Origin of the sequence: Dermacoccus sp. GAS27A (genome assembly GCF_044909235.1) — a bacterium.
Taxonomy (GTDB): domain Bacteria; phylum Actinomycetota; class Actinomycetes; order Actinomycetales; family Dermatophilaceae; genus Dermacoccus; species Dermacoccus nishinomiyaensis.
Genome location: NZ_JBIYDW010000007.1, coordinates 1 through 16054, shown reverse-complemented (window position 1 = coordinate 16054; position 16054 = coordinate 1). Strand labels below are relative to the sequence as shown.

The 16054-nt window shown below is 69.5% G+C and carries 15 protein-coding genes and 1 rRNA gene; 12 read left to right on the top strand and 4 right to left on the bottom strand.

Annotated features, from left to right (window positions below; translation table 11 throughout):
* Window positions 1–178 precede the first annotated feature (178 nt).
* The 6 genes from ABH936_RS08595 (at window position 179) to ABH936_RS08570 (ending at window position 6454) form a co-directional block, all read left to right on the top strand.
* A complete protein-coding gene (locus ABH936_RS08595) occupies window positions 179–1528 on the top strand; it encodes a hypothetical protein (protein ID WP_404603034.1) in 1350 nt (449 codons plus the stop codon).
* A 169-nt stretch (window positions 1529–1697) separates the two neighbouring features.
* Entirely contained in the window at window positions 1698–2135 is a 438-nt protein-coding gene (locus tag ABH936_RS08590; protein WP_074041130.1) for an AraC family transcriptional regulator, read from the top strand.
* Between the two features lie 344 nt (window positions 2136–2479).
* The gene (locus tag ABH936_RS08585) at window positions 2480–3592 is read left to right on the top strand and encodes a ferredoxin reductase (RefSeq protein WP_081873758.1); all 1113 of its coding nucleotides are present in this window, start codon (window positions 2480–2482) and stop codon (window positions 3590–3592) included.
* Window positions 3593–3779: 187 nt separating this feature from the next.
* Entirely contained in the window at window positions 3780–5036 is a 1257-nt protein-coding gene (locus tag ABH936_RS08580; protein ID WP_404603033.1) for a fatty acid desaturase family protein, read from the top strand.
* A 258-nt stretch (window positions 5037–5294) separates the two neighbouring features.
* Window positions 5295–5933, top strand: a complete 639-nt coding sequence (locus ABH936_RS08575) for a hypothetical protein (protein WP_404603032.1) — start codon at window positions 5295–5297, stop codon at window positions 5931–5933.
* Window positions 5934–6085: 152 nt separating this feature from the next.
* On the top strand, window positions 6086–6454 hold the full coding sequence (locus tag ABH936_RS08570) for a transglycosylase family protein (RefSeq protein ID WP_404603031.1): 369 nt from the start codon (window positions 6086–6088) through the stop codon (window positions 6452–6454).
* A 97-nt stretch (window positions 6455–6551) separates the two neighbouring features.
* Here ABH936_RS08570 and ABH936_RS08565 read toward each other — a convergent pair whose 3' ends face one another.
* Window positions 6552–7373, bottom strand: coding sequence for a response regulator transcription factor (locus ABH936_RS08565; RefSeq protein WP_241724890.1), 822 nt, complete (start codon window positions 7371–7373; stop codon window positions 6552–6554).
* 289 nt (window positions 7374–7662) lie between these two features.
* Here ABH936_RS08565 and ABH936_RS08560 point away from each other — a divergent pair, with 289 nt between their 5' ends.
* A complete protein-coding gene (locus tag ABH936_RS08560) occupies window positions 7663–8613 on the top strand; it encodes a transglycosylase family protein (protein ID WP_404603030.1) in 951 nt (316 codons plus the stop codon).
* A 358-nt stretch (window positions 8614–8971) separates the two neighbouring features.
* A complete protein-coding gene (locus tag ABH936_RS08555; protein WP_404603029.1) occupies window positions 8972–10009 on the top strand; it encodes a Type 1 glutamine amidotransferase-like domain-containing protein in 1038 nt (345 codons plus the stop codon).
* A gap of 114 nt (window positions 10010–10123) precedes the next feature.
* On the opposite strand, the gene ABH936_RS08550 is transcribed toward ABH936_RS08555, so the two are convergent.
* On the bottom strand, window positions 10124–10984 hold the full coding sequence (locus ABH936_RS08550; protein WP_241724887.1) for an alpha/beta fold hydrolase: 861 nt from the start codon (window positions 10982–10984) through the stop codon (window positions 10124–10126).
* 47 nt (window positions 10985–11031) lie between these two features.
* On the opposite strand from ABH936_RS08550, the gene ABH936_RS08545 reads away from it, so the two are divergent.
* Genes ABH936_RS08545 through leuE form a run of 3 tightly spaced genes read left to right on the top strand, consistent with a single transcriptional unit; the run spans window position 11032 to window position 13195 of the window.
* Complete coding sequence (locus tag ABH936_RS08545) at window positions 11032–11976, top strand: histidine phosphatase family protein (RefSeq protein ID WP_404603028.1); 945 nt, start codon at window positions 11032–11034, stop codon at window positions 11974–11976.
* A 23-nt stretch (window positions 11977–11999) separates the two neighbouring features.
* Window positions 12000–12506, top strand: a complete 507-nt coding sequence (locus ABH936_RS08540; RefSeq protein WP_006945484.1) for an acyl-CoA thioesterase — start codon at window positions 12000–12002, stop codon at window positions 12504–12506.
* On the top strand, window positions 12503–13195 hold the full coding sequence (leuE, locus tag ABH936_RS08535; protein ID WP_241724884.1) for a leucine efflux protein LeuE: 693 nt from the start codon (window positions 12503–12505) through the stop codon (window positions 13193–13195). The genes ABH936_RS08540 and leuE overlap by 4 nt, the downstream gene beginning before the upstream one ends.
* 94 nt (window positions 13196–13289) lie before the next feature.
* Here the strand turns inward: leuE and ABH936_RS08530 are convergent, their stop codons facing one another.
* Complete coding sequence (locus ABH936_RS08530) at window positions 13290–15095, bottom strand: long-chain-acyl-CoA synthetase (protein ID WP_288756761.1); 1806 nt, start codon at window positions 15093–15095, stop codon at window positions 13290–13292.
* 162 nt (window positions 15096–15257) lie between these two features.
* Between ABH936_RS08530 and ABH936_RS08525 the strand changes: the two genes are divergently transcribed.
* Window positions 15258–15899 carry a hypothetical protein gene (locus ABH936_RS08525; protein ID WP_404603026.1) on the top strand — a complete coding sequence of 214 codons (642 nt, stop codon included), beginning with the start codon at window positions 15258–15260 and terminating at the stop codon, window positions 15897–15899.
* Between the two features lie 66 nt (window positions 15900–15965).
* Here the strand turns inward: ABH936_RS08525 and rrf are convergent.
* Window positions 15966–16054: ribosomal RNA gene (gene rrf, locus ABH936_RS08520) — 5S ribosomal RNA — on the bottom strand; the annotation flags it as partial.

Sequence of the window (16054 nt, the reverse complement as noted above, 5' to 3'; positions counted from 1 at the left end):
CGACGCAGCCCGCATGGCAGGCCTGCCTCGCAGGTCCGGCCGACGTCGATGCCACCCGCGCACCGCGTTGTCCGCGTGCCGCGCCGAGCCGGGGCGCGCCGTGCCACCACATGCCGCGACGCGATCGAACGCCCCGCGAGAGTGGCGAGGGGCCACCTGCTCGCCTACCGTTACGCCCATGAGTTCAACTGTCGCGTGCATCGGTTTTACCAACCCCGCTGCCCTGGCCGCCCTGGCGCGCGACAAGGGTGCGCCGGCTCACGAGTTGTCGAGCACGACGCGTTGGGTCGACTCGAGTGGCGCGATGCTGTTGCTCGACCGCACGGCGCAGTACGCGCGCCCTGGTTTCGACACGCCGGTGCGCACTCCGTACCGCGGCATCACGCCGCTCGAGAACGGTCTCGCGCAGGTGACGCTGACGGACGTCTCCGGTTTCGAGCTCGACCCGTTCACGGTCGTGCCGAACAACCGGTACACGGTCGGTTGGGCCGCGGTGGGGCGCGTCGCGCTCGTCGCGATGGGTGTCGACACCGAGTTCTTCGCGACGGTCGAGGATTTCTTCGACTCGCCCCGCAGTGCGATGCCCGGCGTCGAAGGTGAGCCGCCGGCCGAGGTCAAGCAGTTCGGTCTGCCGTGGCCGCCGCCGATGGAGATCGAGACGTTCCTGCCCGCCGCGTCGAGCGATTCGCCTCTCGCGACGTTGAGCGGCACCGTCCAGTTCGCCGAGATCCGCACGAACTCCGTCACGGGCCACGAGTTCCTCGTCTCCCGGATCGCGACGGTGTGCGGCGAGATCGACCTGTGCACGCCCGTCCCCCTCGACGGCGTGCCGGCACCGGGGTCGGTGACGGTCGGTCAGGTCGAGCTGCTCGCCGGCTTCCCGGCGCACGGTCTCGACGACCCGTCGGCCGCGTACGACTCCCCCGCCGAACGCGTCGGCCCGACGTTCCGTGACGGCGACCCGCACTCCCCCGACGACGTCATGCCGATGGATGCCCCCGATCTGCCCGACGGCCTCGTCCTCGGCGAGGACGGCGTCGTGCGCACCACCGAGGAGCACGCAGCGTGGAAGGGCGGCGACCCCGAGGCCGGGTTGCGCCCGAAGCCGGTCCCCACGCCCTCCACGCGCGAAGAAACCTCCACCGAGGACGCCCTCGACGCCCGACGCGAACTGCCCGCCGAGCCTGACGTGGTCGAGCCCGGCGCCGACGAAGCGGGCGAGTCGATGGGTGTTCCTCAGAGCGGACGCCCCCAGAACGCTGATGCCGCGAGCGCTGACACCACTGACACCCCCGACGCGACTGATACGCCCGGTGCGCCGTCACGTGCGGCGAACCAAGCGCCCACCTCCGGTGCCGCACGCACCGACGTCCCTGGCGCGTCGACCGAGACGCCGAACCAACCGCCGGCCTCCGGTGCGGCGACCCCCCAGACGCCCGAAGCAACCGCCGCCAGCGCCTCCGACGACGACAGCGCCCCGCGCCCGGGCGAGACGCGTCGTGAGTGGCGGGCTCGCACCGGTCGCTGACGGCGCGCAGGTCAGCCGGCGGGGCGGTCACCCACCGTACGGGGTGCCGTCGCGGTTGGGCTCCAGCACGGACAGCACGTCGAGCTCGACGGCCCATCCCTGCGGGCCGGCGTCGCCTGTCTGCTCCGAACACTTGAAAACCTTCCAAATTCTTGGCTAGACCTGGCGCATGAGCGACTACCCAGAACGCCACGCCTTGGGCAGGATCGATGTCATCAACCTCGAGGATCTTCCCGCGCTCAGCCGCGATGTTCCCCTCGACCTGCCGAGCATCCAAGCCGGGTGGCCCGACTTCGAGCACGCCTTCGACTCCCTGAGGGGACGACGCATGATGGGCCTCGTCTACGGCGGATCGCACATCTACCGCATGTGCTCGATTCGGTTGGATCGCGACGCCGCAAATTCGCTGGGTCTGGACGAGACGACGATCCCGGGTGGCGCCTACCTTCGGCTGCGCCTACGAGGTGAAGCGCCGGAGGTCTACGGGCACATCGGCGAGGCGTTCGACGTCCTCTTCGGCTCGGCAGATCACGACTCGTCCCGTCCGCAGATCGAGAGTTATCGACGTGAAGGCGAGGTCGACTGCCTCCTCCCGATCCTGGCGTAGTTGACGAGGGTCCCCCACCACAGACCGCTTTACGTCATGTCGCTGATGGCGATCCCATCACCGAGGACGGTGGCATGGCGCCATGAGGGGATGACTTCGCGATTTGCGAGGGTGAACGTTCGTCATCTCGTCAAGCCTCCTGGATGTTGTGTCATGAACGCGCGACATTTCACGCGTTGATGACACAAGATCGCGCCGGGGTCGGCGAGCGCCGAGCACCCCGTCAGCCACGCCCTCGCCGCTGCCCCACCGAACCCGCCAGTTCGTCCGCAGAGACGAAGGTCCCAGAGCTGCTCACTCCGGCGGCGGAAGCTTTTGTCAGTTGTGAGAGGCACAATGTCTGAGTGAACTCCGCTCTGCCACCGCGCCCTGCCCGCTCGTCAGGCACCCCGCGCCGCGGCTCGCTGCTCAAGCGCGCCGCGTGGCGCGCTGCCGAGGTGTTCACGACGCCGGCGCCGCCGCAGGAGTTCGCGCGCCTGTTCAACCCGCTCGTCTCGAGCCGTCAGCTGCGCGGCGTCGTCACCGCCGTGCGCCATGAGACGGCGAACTCGGCGACGATCGAGTTCACGCCCGGTGGCACGTGGGACGCGCACAAGGCCGGCCAGTACGCGCGCATCGGCGTCGAGATCGACGGGGTGCGCAACTGGCGCTCGTACTCCCTCGTCACCGCCGAGGGCCACGACCCGGCGATCACCGTCACCGCTGTCGGGCGCGTCTCGAGCCACCTCGTGCACCACACCGAGCCCGGCGACGTGCTGTTCCTCGCTCCGCCGCAGGGCGACTTCCTCCTGCCCACCGGCCCGCGCCCCCTGCTCATGCTGACGGCGGGCAGCGGCCTCACGCCCGTCATGTCGATGCTGCGCACCCTGCTGCCGCAGCGGCGCGACGCGGACGTCGTCGTCATCCACTCCTCGCGCAACTCCGACGAGACGCTGTTCCTCGACGAACTCACGCAGATGAACGACGCACACCACAGCCTGACGCTCGTGCACCGCTTCACCGAGCACGAAGGCCGTCTCGATCTCGCGACGACCCATGACCTCGACACGCTCTGCCCCGACTGGCGCAGCCGCAAGACGTACGTCTGCGGGCCGCAGGAGATGCTCGACGACGCCGAACGCCTCTGGCACAGCGAGGATCTGCCGCACGAGCTGAGCGTCGAACGCTTCGCCCCGACCCTGTTCGCCGACCCCGACGCGCGCGGCGGCGTCGTCACGTTCGAGAAGTCCGACAAGGAGGCGAACGCCGAGGGCAACACGACGCTGCTCGAGGTCGGCGAGGACGCGGGCGTCCTGCTTCCGTCCGGGTGCCGCATGGGCATCTGCCGAACGTGCCTGACGCCGCTCGTCAGTGGGACGGTGCGCAATCTGTCGTCGGGCGAACTGTGCTCCGACGAGGGCGAACTCATCCAGACCTGCATCAGCGCCGCGGTGGGCCCGGTCCACCTCGACGCGTGAGCGGTGGAGATGTCACCATGACCACCCGCGCCCTAGCCCGCCGATCCGACGCGCACGCCCTGAGCGCACGATCCCGCTGCGGCGTCACCCCCTCGACGCTCCGTCCTGCCGCGCCGACCAGACGCGCGGCCACCCCACGTCCTCTTTACCCATCCGGCGAGAACGAACCCGACCAGGAGTTCAGCTCATGACATCCGTCCTCAACGGCCTCAAGCCCGGCGCCGCCGATTCGAAGACGGCCCGCGCGGCCGCGAAGCCCGACAAACGCACCGGCGTCCTGCCGACGCACGGCCACCTCGCCGTGCGCCCGCCGACGGCCGCGCACCTCAGTGACGACGACGTCGAACGCCTCGGCGCCGAACTCGACGCGATCCGTGACGAGGTGCTCGCCGAGCGCGGCGCGAAGGACGCGGCGTACGTCAAGCGCATGGTGAAGATCCAGCGTGCGACGGAACTCGCGGGCCGCGTCTGCATGATCGGCAGCCGCTCGAAGATCGCGTGGAGCGCCGGCGTCGGCCTCATCGCGCTCGGCAAGGTGCTCGACAACATGGAGCTCGGCCACAACGTCCTGCACGGGCAGTGGGATTGGATGCGCGACCCCGACATCCACTCGACGACGTGGGAGTGGGATTTCGTCGCGCCCGCCCGCGGCTGGCAGCACACGCACAACGACCTGCACCACACGTGGACGAACGTCATCGGCAAGGACCGCGACGTGGGCTACAACATCCTGCGCGTCAGCGACGACCAGCCGTGGAAGCCGCGCGACCTCGCGAACCCGCTCGTCAACCTCGTGCTCGCGCCGATGTTCGAATGGGGCATCGCGAGCTACGACATCGAGTGGGATCAGTACAAGGCCGGGTACAAGTCGCGCGAGGCCGTCATGGCCGACATCGCGGCGCTGCGCGACAAGGCCATCGCGATGGTCGCCAAGGACTACGTCGCGACGCCGCTCGCTGCGGCCACCGTCGGCGCGCTCGTCGGCAAGGCCCTCGGACGACCGACGAACTTCTGTTCGACGGCGCTGCGCGCGCTCGGCGGCACCGTCGCGGCGAACGCACTGCGCAACGTCTGGGCGCACGCCGTCATCTTCTGCGGTCACTTTCCCGACGGCGTCGACACCTTCGACGAACGCATGATCGACGGCGAGACGCGCGGCGACTGGTACATCCGGCAGATGCTCGGCTCGGCGAACATCTCCGGCACCCGCACGTTTCACACGCTGACGGGCAACCTCAGCCACCAGATCGAGCACCACCTCTTCCCCGACCTGCCGAGCAACCGCTACATCGAGGTCGCCCCCAAGGTGCGCGAGATCTGCGAACGCTATGGCCTGCCGTACAACACGGGACGATTCGGGCGTCAGCTCGGCTCGACGTGGAAGAACATCTGCGTCCTCGCAGTCCCGACACGTGACGAATGGGCCGCCTACCGCGCCGGTTGATCGCCTCTGCCCCTCGACGAACCCGCACGTCCTGTCTCGACGGGAGTGCGGGTTCGCACGCTCCGTCGGACGGGCGTGTGAGCGCGCGGGAGCACCCAACCCGCACGTTGCCGTCGCGACTGGCGCGATAGTTCGCGTATCCGCTGAGCGCACAGCTCGCCGAGTCGCCGCCACCCTGTGAAGTAGCTCATAATGGGCTGTGCATGCCCGATCTGCTCGAGACCGAGCCTCGCGGGCCTTCATCGAAAGGTGACTCACGTGTCACTCACCTCCCGCGTCGCCGCCGGTTTCGGCACCGCGCTCGTCGCTGTCTCGTTCGCCGCTCCGGCCCTCGCCGAGCAGCCCGCCCCGAAGCCGACGATGCCCGCCACCATCGAGCAGCTGGCTGCCAAGCTGCCGCCGTTCCCCGGCGAGAACGCCACGGACGCGCAGATCGAGGCGTGGTTCCAGCAGGCGTCGAAGGCCCTCGGCCTGCCGCCCTTCCCGGGTGAGAACGCCACGGACGAGCAGGCGTACACGTACGTCAAGGCCGTCGTGAAGCTGCTCGGCCTGCCGGCACTGCCCGCGATGGACGCCTCCGACGCCGAGTACGACGCGTGGGCCGGCAAGGTCGCCACGATGTTCGGCCTGCCGAAGCCGCCGTCGGCCAACGCGTCCGAAGCACAGTGGGACGCCTGGTTCACCACGCTCATGGGCATGTCCGGCATGCCGCAGATGCCGGGCGGGATGCCGCACAAGCCGGGCACGTCCCACGCCTCGTCGAAGCCGGCCGGCCCCGTCGTCCAGACCGACCGCGTCGCGCCGTCGTCGAACACCGGCGCGCTGACGGGCGCTGCCGCGCTCGCGTTCGCCGCGGCGAGTGTGACGCTCGTCATGCGTCGCCGAGCATCGCGCTGACGCAACGCTTTTCCCGGGTGACGCCCGTCGAGCCACGGCTCGGCGGGCGTCTCGCGTTTGCGGCGGGCCGGGGCTCGGTCATTAGACAGGTGGAGAACCCGCACGGAGCAACACCACTTCGTGCCCGCTCACACCTTCCGAGGAGACGCCACATGTCGCACTCGACCATGAACATCCGTCACCGCGCCGCCGCCCTGGCCGGCGCAGTCGCCAGCGTCGGCACCGCAGGAGCCGGCCTCGCGAGCACCGCTTCCGCAGCGACCGGCTCGGGCGCGCAGAGCACGCTCGCCGCCATCAAGTTCTGCGAGAGCTCGAACAACTACCAGGCGCAGAACCCGTCGTCGACCGCCTCGGGCGCCTACCAGTTCCTCGACACGACGTGGCAGGGCCTCTCCGCCGCCAAGGGCTACTCGAAGGCCAAGTACGCGCCCGCGTCGGTGCAGGACGCCGCAGCCCTCGAGTTGTACAACCAGGCCGGCACCTCCCCCTGGGCCGCCAGCTCCAGCTGCTGGGCCACGTAAGACCTCTCGGCACGATGTGTCGTGCCGGTGACGCCCCCGTCAGGATTTGTCCTGACGGGGGCGTCGTGCTGCCCGGGCAGGCCGGGGGTGGGGCCCGTCAGGACGCGCGTCGCACGACGCCGTCGAGCTGAGCGGCTGAGTCGACGATGCGGTAGCCGACGCCACGCACCGTCGTGATGTCGTGGCGACCGAACGGGCGGTCGAGCTTGCGCCGCAGATGGCTGACGACCTGATCGACGAGGTTCGACGTCGCCGCATCGAGCCCGCCCCAGACATCGTCGACGATGCGCGCGCGTGACACCACGTGCCCCGCGTTGCGCATGAGCAGTTCGAGGACGGCGTACTCGCGGGCGGTGAGGTCGATCGCCACCTCACCCCCTTGCGCGCCGCTCGCCACGTCGCGGGCGGTGGCCCCGCCCGGCTCGGCAAGGGCGTCACCGATGCTGGCGTGATCGCTGCCGGCGTCACCCGTGGTGGCGTCGTCGAGCGTCCTGACGGCGACGCGCGCCGCGCGATCCAGACGGAGGGTCCCGACGCGCAGTTCGTCCTCGACGAGGTGCGGGGCCCTGCGCGTCAGAGCTCGCAGACGCGCGGCGACCTCGGCGAACGGCACGGGTGAGGTGACGACGTCGTCGGCGCCCGCGTCGAGCACGTCGACGAGGTCGGCCGATTCGCCGCGGCGAGCCATGACGAGGATCGGCGCGCGCTCGCCGTCGCCGCGCAGGGCGGTGACGACGGGGACGTCGTGCGTGCCGGGTCGGGCGCTGCAGATGACGATGACGTCGGGTTCCGCCTCGCTCGCCAACCACAGCGCCTCGCCGCGCTGAGAGGCCGCCTGCACGACGTACCCCTCCTGCGCGAGCGCCGGCTGCAGACGTGCCGACGTGCGGCCGGATTCGTCGACGATGAGTGCCTTCATGACGGCGACGCTAAGAACCTCGCCTTTGATTTCGATAAGAACGCCGGCCGTCACGCGCCCTCTCTGAGGCACCGACGGACCCTCGCCCGGCGGCTCGCCGCGACGCGGTGCTTCTGTCGAAAACTGTTGCCCCACAAGCGATCAGAGCCGCCCGCCATCGACAGGAAGCGATGACGGCACGCCTCACAGCAGGCTCACAACGTTTCGTCGCCGTCAGAGTCGCGTCAGCCGCCCGCAACGAAGCGTCGGCACGGTGGATGACGTCAACAGACCGACGAGAGGAACAGTCATGACCCACTTCGACACCACCACCGACCCGATCCGTTCGCACGACACCACGGACGCCGCACCCAAGCAGAAGCGCAAACGCGCCATGACGCTCGCGAGCGGAATCGCGCTCGTCGGCGTCGCCGGTGCGGGCCTGGCCTCCACCGCGAGCGCCGCGACGTCGACGTCCTCGTCGTCCGCGTCATCGGTGCTCGCCAAGATCAAGTCCTGTGAGAGCGGCGGCAACTACCAGGCCGTCAACGCCTCGAGTGGCGCCTCGGGCGCCTACCAGTTCTTGAACTCGACGTGGAAGGGCCTGTCGGCCTCCGCCGGCTACACGACGGCCGCCTCGGCGCCCGCGTCGGTGCAGGACGCCGCCGCCCTCGAGCTCTACAACCAGGCCGGGACGTCGCCCTGGGCCGCCTCGAGCAGCTGCTGGTCGAGCATGACGAGCGCGCCCACGACGAGCACCTCCAGCTCGTCGACGAGCACGAGCGCCACGTCGGGCACGACGACGTCCACGAGCACGAAGGCGTCGAGCGCGTCCAGCTCGACGGGTAACAGCTCGAGCACGACGACGAGCGTGTCCAACTCGAAGAGCAGCACCGCGAGCACGAAGGCGGCGCACCCGGGCAAGACGAAGGCGCACGGCAAGCCCGCCCCGGCGCAGCACGGCAAGCCGGGTGAGAAGGCCAAGCCGGGTGAGAAGGCCAAGCCGGGTGAGAAGGCCAAGCCGGGTGAGAAGGCCAAGCCGCAGCCCAAGCTGGCGACGGTGAAGCATGGCAAGACTGCACCCAAGCCTGCTCACGCGAAGGCCGCACCCAAGCCGCATGGCAAGGACGCGAACAAGGCGCTGCCGAAGGCCAAGCCGGTCGGCAAGCACCACGCGAAGGTGGCCCCGAAGCCCCTGACGAAGCCGGCCAACTCGCTGGCGGCGCACGGTTCGCACGCTCCGGCGAAGGCTGCGGCCTGAGCCGCGCCGCGCTTTCCGTTCATGAGGGGAGCGCCCCACCCGTCGCGTGAACGCCGGTCGGGCCCGGGCGTGAGATGCCGGGGTGAGTGCGAGCCGTCGCATTCACCCCGGCATCTCACGATCCACGCCGGCGACGCGTGTGCTCACCTGCGATTCTCGTACCCATCGGCGATTTTCGTCCACATTCACCGTCGTCCTCAACCACGCCGGAAGCTGGGCCCCAAGCGACGAACTCGACGACCCATGACGGTGAGTCACGACGACGGACCGGCGCCCCGCACTCACACCCGACGGCAGACCAAACCCCGCCGACTGAAAGTCTGTCGCCACCACGCATCGCCTCGGCGACAATCGAGGGATGACGAACTTCACCGGTACGATCATCACCCTCGGCGGCGGGGGTTTCTCTCAGGAGGGCGCCGTCACGCCGATCGACGAGCACATCCTCGAGCTGACGCGCGCCGAGCGTCCCCGCGTCTGCTTCGTCCCCACGGCCAGCGGCGACGACCTCGGCTACGCCGCGAAGTTCGAGCAAGCCTTCGCCGGGCGCGCCGAGACGAGCGTCCTGTCGCTGTTCACCAAGTCCGCGAACGCCAACTGGACCTGCGACCCCCGCCACGTCCTCACCCAGGACGTCGTCTACGTCGGCGGTGGGTCGACGGCCAACCTGCTCGCGATCTGGCGCACGCACGGCCTGCCCGACCTCCTGCGCGAAGCCGCGGCGAACGGCACCGTCCTGGCCGGTATCAGCGCTGGCATGAACTGCTGGTTCGAGGCGTCGTCGACCGACTCGTTCGGCCCACTCGCACCCCTCGATGACGGCCTCGGCTTTCTCCCCGGCAGCGCGTGCCCCCACCTGTTCGGTGAACCGGGCCGCGCCGAGAAGTACCGGCGGTGGGTCGCTGACGGCGCCCTGCCCGACGGCCATGCCGCCGATGACGGCGTTGCGCTCATCTGGCACCGCGACACCGAGTACGGCACCTCCACCTACGCCGTCACCGAGAAACCAGGCGGCGTGGCCTGGCGCGTGACGCGCGAACAGGGCGAGCCACACGTCATCCCGGCGCGCCTGCGGGGCTCGACGGTGGCACCCCGCATCAGCGAGATCCTCGACGCCGCAAACCTCCTCGGGCTCGCCGAGATCGGCGCGCCGTCGAACGAGTTCGACGCCGAGGCCGAGTACATCGCCTCGGGACTGCCTGCGTGCACGAGCCCGGACGACGTCCTCACCCTCGTCCACGCGACGTTCGTCCACTGCTTCGACAGCGATGGCGAGAGCGCCGCCGAACCAGAGACACCCTCCACCGCAGGCCCACGCGAGCAGTACGTCGACGTCGCTCGTCAGATCTGGAACCTGCACGCTTCGTCATCGACCGGACGCAATCGCAGTTTTTAGCTGCACGACTTCTGCGCATCTGCACGAGGAATGTGCCGCACATTCGACGTGCAGATGCACATGACTCGTGCAACTACCCCCCGCCGCCAGGCGTCAACACCCATCACGCACCCGTCACCGAGCCGCGATGTTCTCCTCGACCCACGCAGCGATGACGGGCACGACGTCGACGTTGCGACGCACCCACTGGATGTGCCCGAGATCGTCCGGCGAGTGCCAGCGCGTCACGCGCGCCTTAGGCACCCAGCGCAGCATCTGCTCGAGCCCGCCGACGGGTGCGAACGAGTCGTTCGGCAGTGAGATCGCGAGCACCTGCCCGCCATAGGCCCCCAACGCCGCCTCGTAGTCGATCTGAGCCCCCGACGGACGCACGCGCCCGGTACGCGCCATCCGCGACCAGTCCTGCACGAGCACCCGCGATTGGCGCCCCCAGAACTTCAGCCGGTCGCCCGGCCAGTACCCGACGGCGCGCGCGACGGTCGCCATCAGCGCTGTCCCGGCGAAGGAGCGCACCCTGCCGGGCGCCCCGTACCCCCGCCAGTAGGGACTTGCCGACGCCGCGAGGATCACGCCGTCGACCGCGGCCGGCCCATCCGGGTGCAGCGCCGCCGCGAAGATCGACACGTGCCCGCCGAGGCTGTGCCCGAGCAGCACGACCGGGGCGTCGGGCCGAAGCTCGCGCACGTGCGTCATGACGCTCTCGTGCGCCCCGGTCGCGAGCGCGTCGTAGCCGTACGTCGTCTCGCGCCCGATTCCGTCGCGCGTCTCCCGCCCCGGGTACTCGACGACGAGGCTCGCGAGCCCTGCCTCGGCGAGCGCCGGCGTCAGGTGCCGGTAGTACGACGCGGGCGCCCCGAACGCCGGTCGGATGACGAGGACGGGCGCCGCCGGGTCGTCGACGGGAATGAAGGTGACGTGGCTCGTGAGCCCGCTCGTGGTCGTGACGGTGGCCTCGAGGGCGGTCGTGGAATGCACGACGAAAGGCTACCCGCGGGTAGCACGTGGTGCGGCAAGATTGGTCCATGGAAACGCGTTCGGTCTGGCTCGTGCGCCACGGGCAGGCGTCCTTCGGCAAGTCCGACTACGACAACCTCTCCGAGACGGGCCACGAGCAGGCGTATCTGCTCGGCAAGCACTTCGCCGCGCACGGCGTCGCACCGAGCCTCATCGTCAGTGGTTCGATGAAGCGCCACCGTCAGACTCTCGCCGAGATCGCCGCGGGCGCCGGCTGGCAGCTCGACGACGCCCCCGCCACCGAACCCACACACGTGACGACGCCCGCTCACCCCCGCGCGGACGAATCGGAGGCGCCGGCCACGCCGCCCGCCCCGGCGTCGAGCGACCGAGAAACAGACCGAGCGCAACACCTGGAGAGCACCCAGGACGCCGCCACACACGCGCCGAGAGAACCCTCCAGAGGCAAGCCCCCTCACCCGAAACCCGATGAACAGCCTGATGACGCCATCATCGCCGCGCATGCCCCGCGCGTCGTGGCGCGTGGTCGCGACGAGCGCTGGAACGAGCTCGATCATCGCGCGCTCCTGACGGCGTACAAACCGGCGTACAAGAACATGCTCGTGTTGAAGGCCGACATGGTGCGTACGTTGCGTCCGCGCATCGCGTTCGAGGAGACGTTCGAGAAGGCCGTCGATCGCTGGAGTGGCGGCCAGTACGACCACGAGTACCCGGAGAGCTTCGAGCAGTTCACCTCGCGCACGAACGAGGCGCTCGACGATCTCGTCGACGCCGCGCACGAGCACGTCGTCGTCGTGACGTCGGCCGGCCCGGTGTGCTGGACGGCGGCTCACCTCACCGCCGGCGGCAGCCTCGATGCGTGGAAGCACTTCACCCTCGCGGCGGTCAACACGGGCGTCACGCGCATCACGATCGATCGTCATGGCCCTCGGTTGCTGACGTTCAACGAGTTCACCCATCTCGAGGGCGCCGGGCTCGTTACGAACCGCTGAGATCCTGCGAGACAATGGCGGTCATGACCGCTCCCTCCGACACGCAACTCGTCCTCAGCCAGATCATGGGCAACCAGCACACGAACCTGCTCGGCACCGTCCATGGTGGCAACATCATGAAGTTCGTCGACGACGCCGCGGGCGCCGTCTCGGCACGCTTCGCGCAGGGCCCCGCCGTCACGGCCGCGATGGACGAGATGCTGTTCCTCGCCCCGGTGCGCGTCGGTGACGTGCTGACGGTGAAGACGCAGGTCAACTGGGCGGGTCGCTCGTCGATGGAGGTCGGCGCGCGCGTCGAGACGACGCGGTGGGACGATCGCACGCCCCCGGTCCACGTCGCGACGGCGTTCCTCGTCATGGTCGGCGTCGACGAGTCGGGCAGGCCGCGTCAGGTGCCGACGCTCGAGCCGGTGACGGAGGAGGAGAAGCGCCGCTTCCGCGCCGCGCAGATCCGTCGCGAGCACCGCCTCGCGCAGCGCGCCGCCATCCGCGATCTCGGCGCGGGTGAGGCGTCCGTCGAGCGCGCATGACGCTGACGTTCGCCCAGCTCGCGCAGTTCTCCCTCGGCGCGGTGCTCATCATCCTGCTGCCCGGGCCGAACTCGCTGTTCGTCGCGACGAGCGCCGCGCAGGTGTCGCGACGCGCCGGCTGGCAGGCCGCCGCCGGTGTGTTCATCAGCGACAGCATCCTCATGATCGCGGCCGTCGCCGGCGCGGGCACGCTGCTGACGGGCGGGTCGCTGTTCTTCCGCGCGCTGACGCTCGTCGGCGGCGCCTATCTCGCCTATCTCGGGTTCGGTCTGCTGCGCCGAGGGGTGCAGTTGCTGCGCGAACATCGAGCGCTGACGCGCGCCGAGGCCACGGACGACTCGCTCAACCCCATCGACACAGGCGCGGCCCCCGATGACGCCGGCATCGCGACGTCCCCGTTCCGCCGCTCGATCGCGACGGGCATGCTCAACTCCAAGTCGATCCTGTTCTTCGCCGCGTTCTTCGTGCAGTTCGTGACGCCGGGCGATCCGCACCTGTGGGTCAACTTCGGGGTGCTCGCCGTCATCATGCAGATCATCAGCCTCATCTACCTCGCGGCCGTCATCGCCATCAGTGCGCGGCTCGGCCACCGCGTCGCAGGACGCCCGCGCGTCGTCGCCGGCGCACATCTCGCCGCGGGGACGGCCTTCTGCCTGTTCGCCGTCAAGCTCGCCACCGCATCGTTCTGACGCCCGACACGCTGAACCACCACGCCGACGCGACGCTCCACCCCTCACGGCTGCCGCACAACCACATGGCCGGCCGACGGCGAAGCTCAACCCCTCACGGCTGACGCGCTGCTGCGACGTCTTCGGGGTAGCTCTCGTAGAAGGGCACGTAGCCGTCACGCGTCAGCACCCACACGCGGTCGTCACCCACGCCGGCGAACCCGGCGTCGCGCAGTTCGACCTTGCGCGACTTGAACGTCGAGGTGTGCTCGAGCGAATCGACCTCGCGCACGAAAAGTGGCACCGCGTATTTCGGCAGGCGTTCGTCGAGCGCCACGGCCGCGATGGCGTCGAAGGGCTCGCCCTCGCGCAGCACGACGGCGGCCATGCCGGCTCGCCCGTCGCAGCCGGGCACCTCGACGCCGTAGACGACGCAGTCCTCGACGAACGGCAGCCGCTCGAGGGCCGCCTCGACCTCCGTCGTCGCGACGTTCTCGCCCTTCCACCGGAACGTGTCGCCGAGCCGATCGACGAACGCCACGTGGTTGAGCCCCTGCCGGCGCACGAGGTCGCCGGTGATGAACCAGCAGTCGCCGTCCTTGAAACCGTCGCGCAGCAGCTTCTTCTCGGTGGCGTCGTCGTCGGTGTACCCGTCGAACGGCTGCGCCTTCGTCACCTTGGCGAGCAGCAGGCCCGCCTCGCCGACCTTGACCTGACGCAGCCGCCCGTTCGCGTCGCGCACCGCGCCGCCCGTCTCCGGGTCGTAGGCGACGACCTTGTGCGGCAGTGGGCACGTGCCGGCCGTCTCGGAGATGTTGTAGGCGTTGATGAACGCGATGTTGCACTCGCTCGCCCCGTAGAACTCGGCGACGCGCGCGATGCCGAAGCGCTCCTGGAACTCGGCCCAGATGTCGGTCCGCAGGCCGTTGCCGACGATGACGCGGATGCGGTGCGCCCGGTCGACGTCCCGCTGCGGCTGGCCGAGCAGATAGCGGCACAGTTCGCCGATGTAGACGAACGACGTCGCGTCGAAGCGGATGACGTCGTCCCAGAAGTTGGAGACGGAGAACTTGCGCGCGATGGCGAAGCACGCGCCGCCGTTGAGCACGGCTCCGAGCGCGACCGTCACGGCGTTGTTGTGATACAGCGGCAGGCAGCAGTAGAGAGTGTCGCCCTCGCGCAGCCGCACGCCCAGCCCGCCGAGGCCCGAGTACGACTGCAGCCACCGATGGTGGCTCATGATGGAGGCCTTCGGCATGCCCGTCGTGCCGGAGGTGAAGATGTAGTACGCCTTGTCGCTGCCGCGCACCTGCGCGCATTCGGGCGGGTTCTGCGCCGCCGCCGTAGGCGCGTTCGTCGCCTGTGCGACGAGCTCGTCGAGCCCGACGACGTCCGCGTGGCGCCCGGTATCCGACGACGGTGCGGTGTTCGCTGCGCCCTCCCCCGCGAGGCACGTCGTCACCGCCTCGAGCAACGACGGCTCGGCGACGATGACGCGGGCGTCGAGTACTCCGAGGCTGTGGGCGAGCACATCGCCCTGCTGGTTGTAGTTGATCAGCCCGCTGACGGCGCCGATCTTCACGGTCGCGAGCATGACGAGCAGCATGTCGATCGAGTTGTGCGCCATCAGCCCGACGACGTCCCCGTGACGAACCGCAGCGTCCTTGAGCACCCACGCGAGCCGGTTGACACGCTCATTGGCCTCTGCATAGGTGAGGCGCCCCTCGTCGGCCACGACGAACGGACGCTGCGGGTGCCGCTCGGCGAGCCCTTCGAACACCGAGCCGATCGACATGGCGCGGCCCGATCGACGCAGCAGTAAGGACGGCAGATGCTTGGCGACGTGGGGGACGTCGGGCGTCATCGTCAGCGCCCCGCGCGCCACGTCGAGCAGCGTCACCCGGGTCCGTGAGGTCGTCATCGCTTTGGTCTCCTTTGGCCGTCGTCAGCTCGGGTGTCGCGGTCCGCGCCGCGATCCCCCAACCCTACCTACGCTTCAGTAACCACGTGACGGATACCGCTCAGCCCGTCCCACATCGATGGGTGCCAGCACAAAATTGCCATCCCCCGGCCGTGGTGGACGATGAACGAAGCCGACGCGACGCGCGAGCGCGTCCTCAATGCCACCGAGGATCTCGACTACGGCGGCCCCGACCCGCTCGCCTCGTCCCTGCGACAGGGACCCTCCGGGATCGTCGGTGTCTTCGCCGAGGGCCCACTGCTCAACTCGTTCAGTGACCCGTTCGCCGTCAGCGTGCTCGACGGTCTCGCGCAGCACCTGGGCCAGAACTCGAGCGGCATCCTGCTCATCCCGGCGCAGGGCAGCGATGAGCACGAGGTCGTGCGACGCATGTCCGGCATCCCCCTCGACGCCGTCGTCTTCCCGCTCGGCGGGCATGTCTCGGCGGCGGTGCTGGACCACCTGCGCCATCGCCGCATCCCGCTCCCCGGCATGGGTTACCCCGCGATCGACGGTGTCCTGCAGCTGACGATCGACGAACGCGCCGCGATGCGCACCCTGGCCACGTACCTGTACGACCTCGGCCACCGCGACGTCGCGTTCGTCGAGATGCCCCAGGGTGCGAGCCGCGGTGAGGGCGACACGACGCCGACGGCCAACCCCGAGGGAGTGGGCAACGTCATGTACGTGTCTATCCGCACCCGTACAAGCATTCGCAGGGGGCGCCGCGGTTCAGGTGTTTGTGGTGGACGTAGAAATGCGTGATGGTCTTGAACTACTCAACCCCAGTCTTTCGGGGGAGCTGTTCAAGACCACCACGTCTTAGAAGAAGTCCGGCGGTGTCCTACTCTCCCACACCCTACCGAGTGCAGTACCATCGGCGCTGAAGGGCTTAGCTTCCGGGTTCGGAATGTGACCGG

What these genes read in the sequence shown, in the direction of transcription:
- ABH936_RS08565 (WP_241724890.1), bottom strand. Translation starts at nt 7,373, where the DNA reads ATGAAGGCACTCATCGTCGACGAATCCGGCCGCACGTCGGCACGTCTG.
- ABH936_RS08580 (WP_404603033.1), top strand. Translation starts at nt 3,780, where the DNA reads ATGACATCCGTCCTCAACGGCCTCAAGCCCGGCGCCGCCGATTCGAAG.
- ABH936_RS08595 (WP_404603034.1), top strand. Translation starts at nt 179, where the DNA reads ATGAGTTCAACTGTCGCGTGCATCGGTTTTACCAACCCCGCTGCCCTG.
- leuE (WP_241724884.1), top strand. Translation starts at nt 12,503, where the DNA reads ATGACGCTGACGTTCGCCCAGCTCGCGCAGTTCTCCCTCGGCGCGGTG.
- ABH936_RS08540 (WP_006945484.1), top strand. Translation starts at nt 12,000, where the DNA reads ATGACCGCTCCCTCCGACACGCAACTCGTCCTCAGCCAGATCATGGGC.
- ABH936_RS08590 (WP_074041130.1), top strand. Translation starts at nt 1,698, where the DNA reads ATGAGCGACTACCCAGAACGCCACGCCTTGGGCAGGATCGATGTCATC.
- ABH936_RS08570 (WP_404603031.1), top strand. Translation starts at nt 6,086, where the DNA reads ATGTCGCACTCGACCATGAACATCCGTCACCGCGCCGCCGCCCTGGCC.
- ABH936_RS08525 (WP_404603026.1), top strand. Translation starts at nt 15,258, where the DNA reads ATGAACGAAGCCGACGCGACGCGCGAGCGCGTCCTCAATGCCACCGAG.
- ABH936_RS08545 (WP_404603028.1), top strand. Translation starts at nt 11,032, where the DNA reads ATGGAAACGCGTTCGGTCTGGCTCGTGCGCCACGGGCAGGCGTCCTTC.
- ABH936_RS08555 (WP_404603029.1), top strand. Translation starts at nt 8,972, where the DNA reads ATGACGAACTTCACCGGTACGATCATCACCCTCGGCGGCGGGGGTTTC.
- ABH936_RS08560 (WP_404603030.1), top strand. Translation starts at nt 7,663, where the DNA reads ATGACCCACTTCGACACCACCACCGACCCGATCCGTTCGCACGACACC.
- ABH936_RS08530 (WP_288756761.1), bottom strand. Translation starts at nt 15,095, where the DNA reads ATGACGACCTCACGGACCCGGGTGACGCTGCTCGACGTGGCGCGCGGG.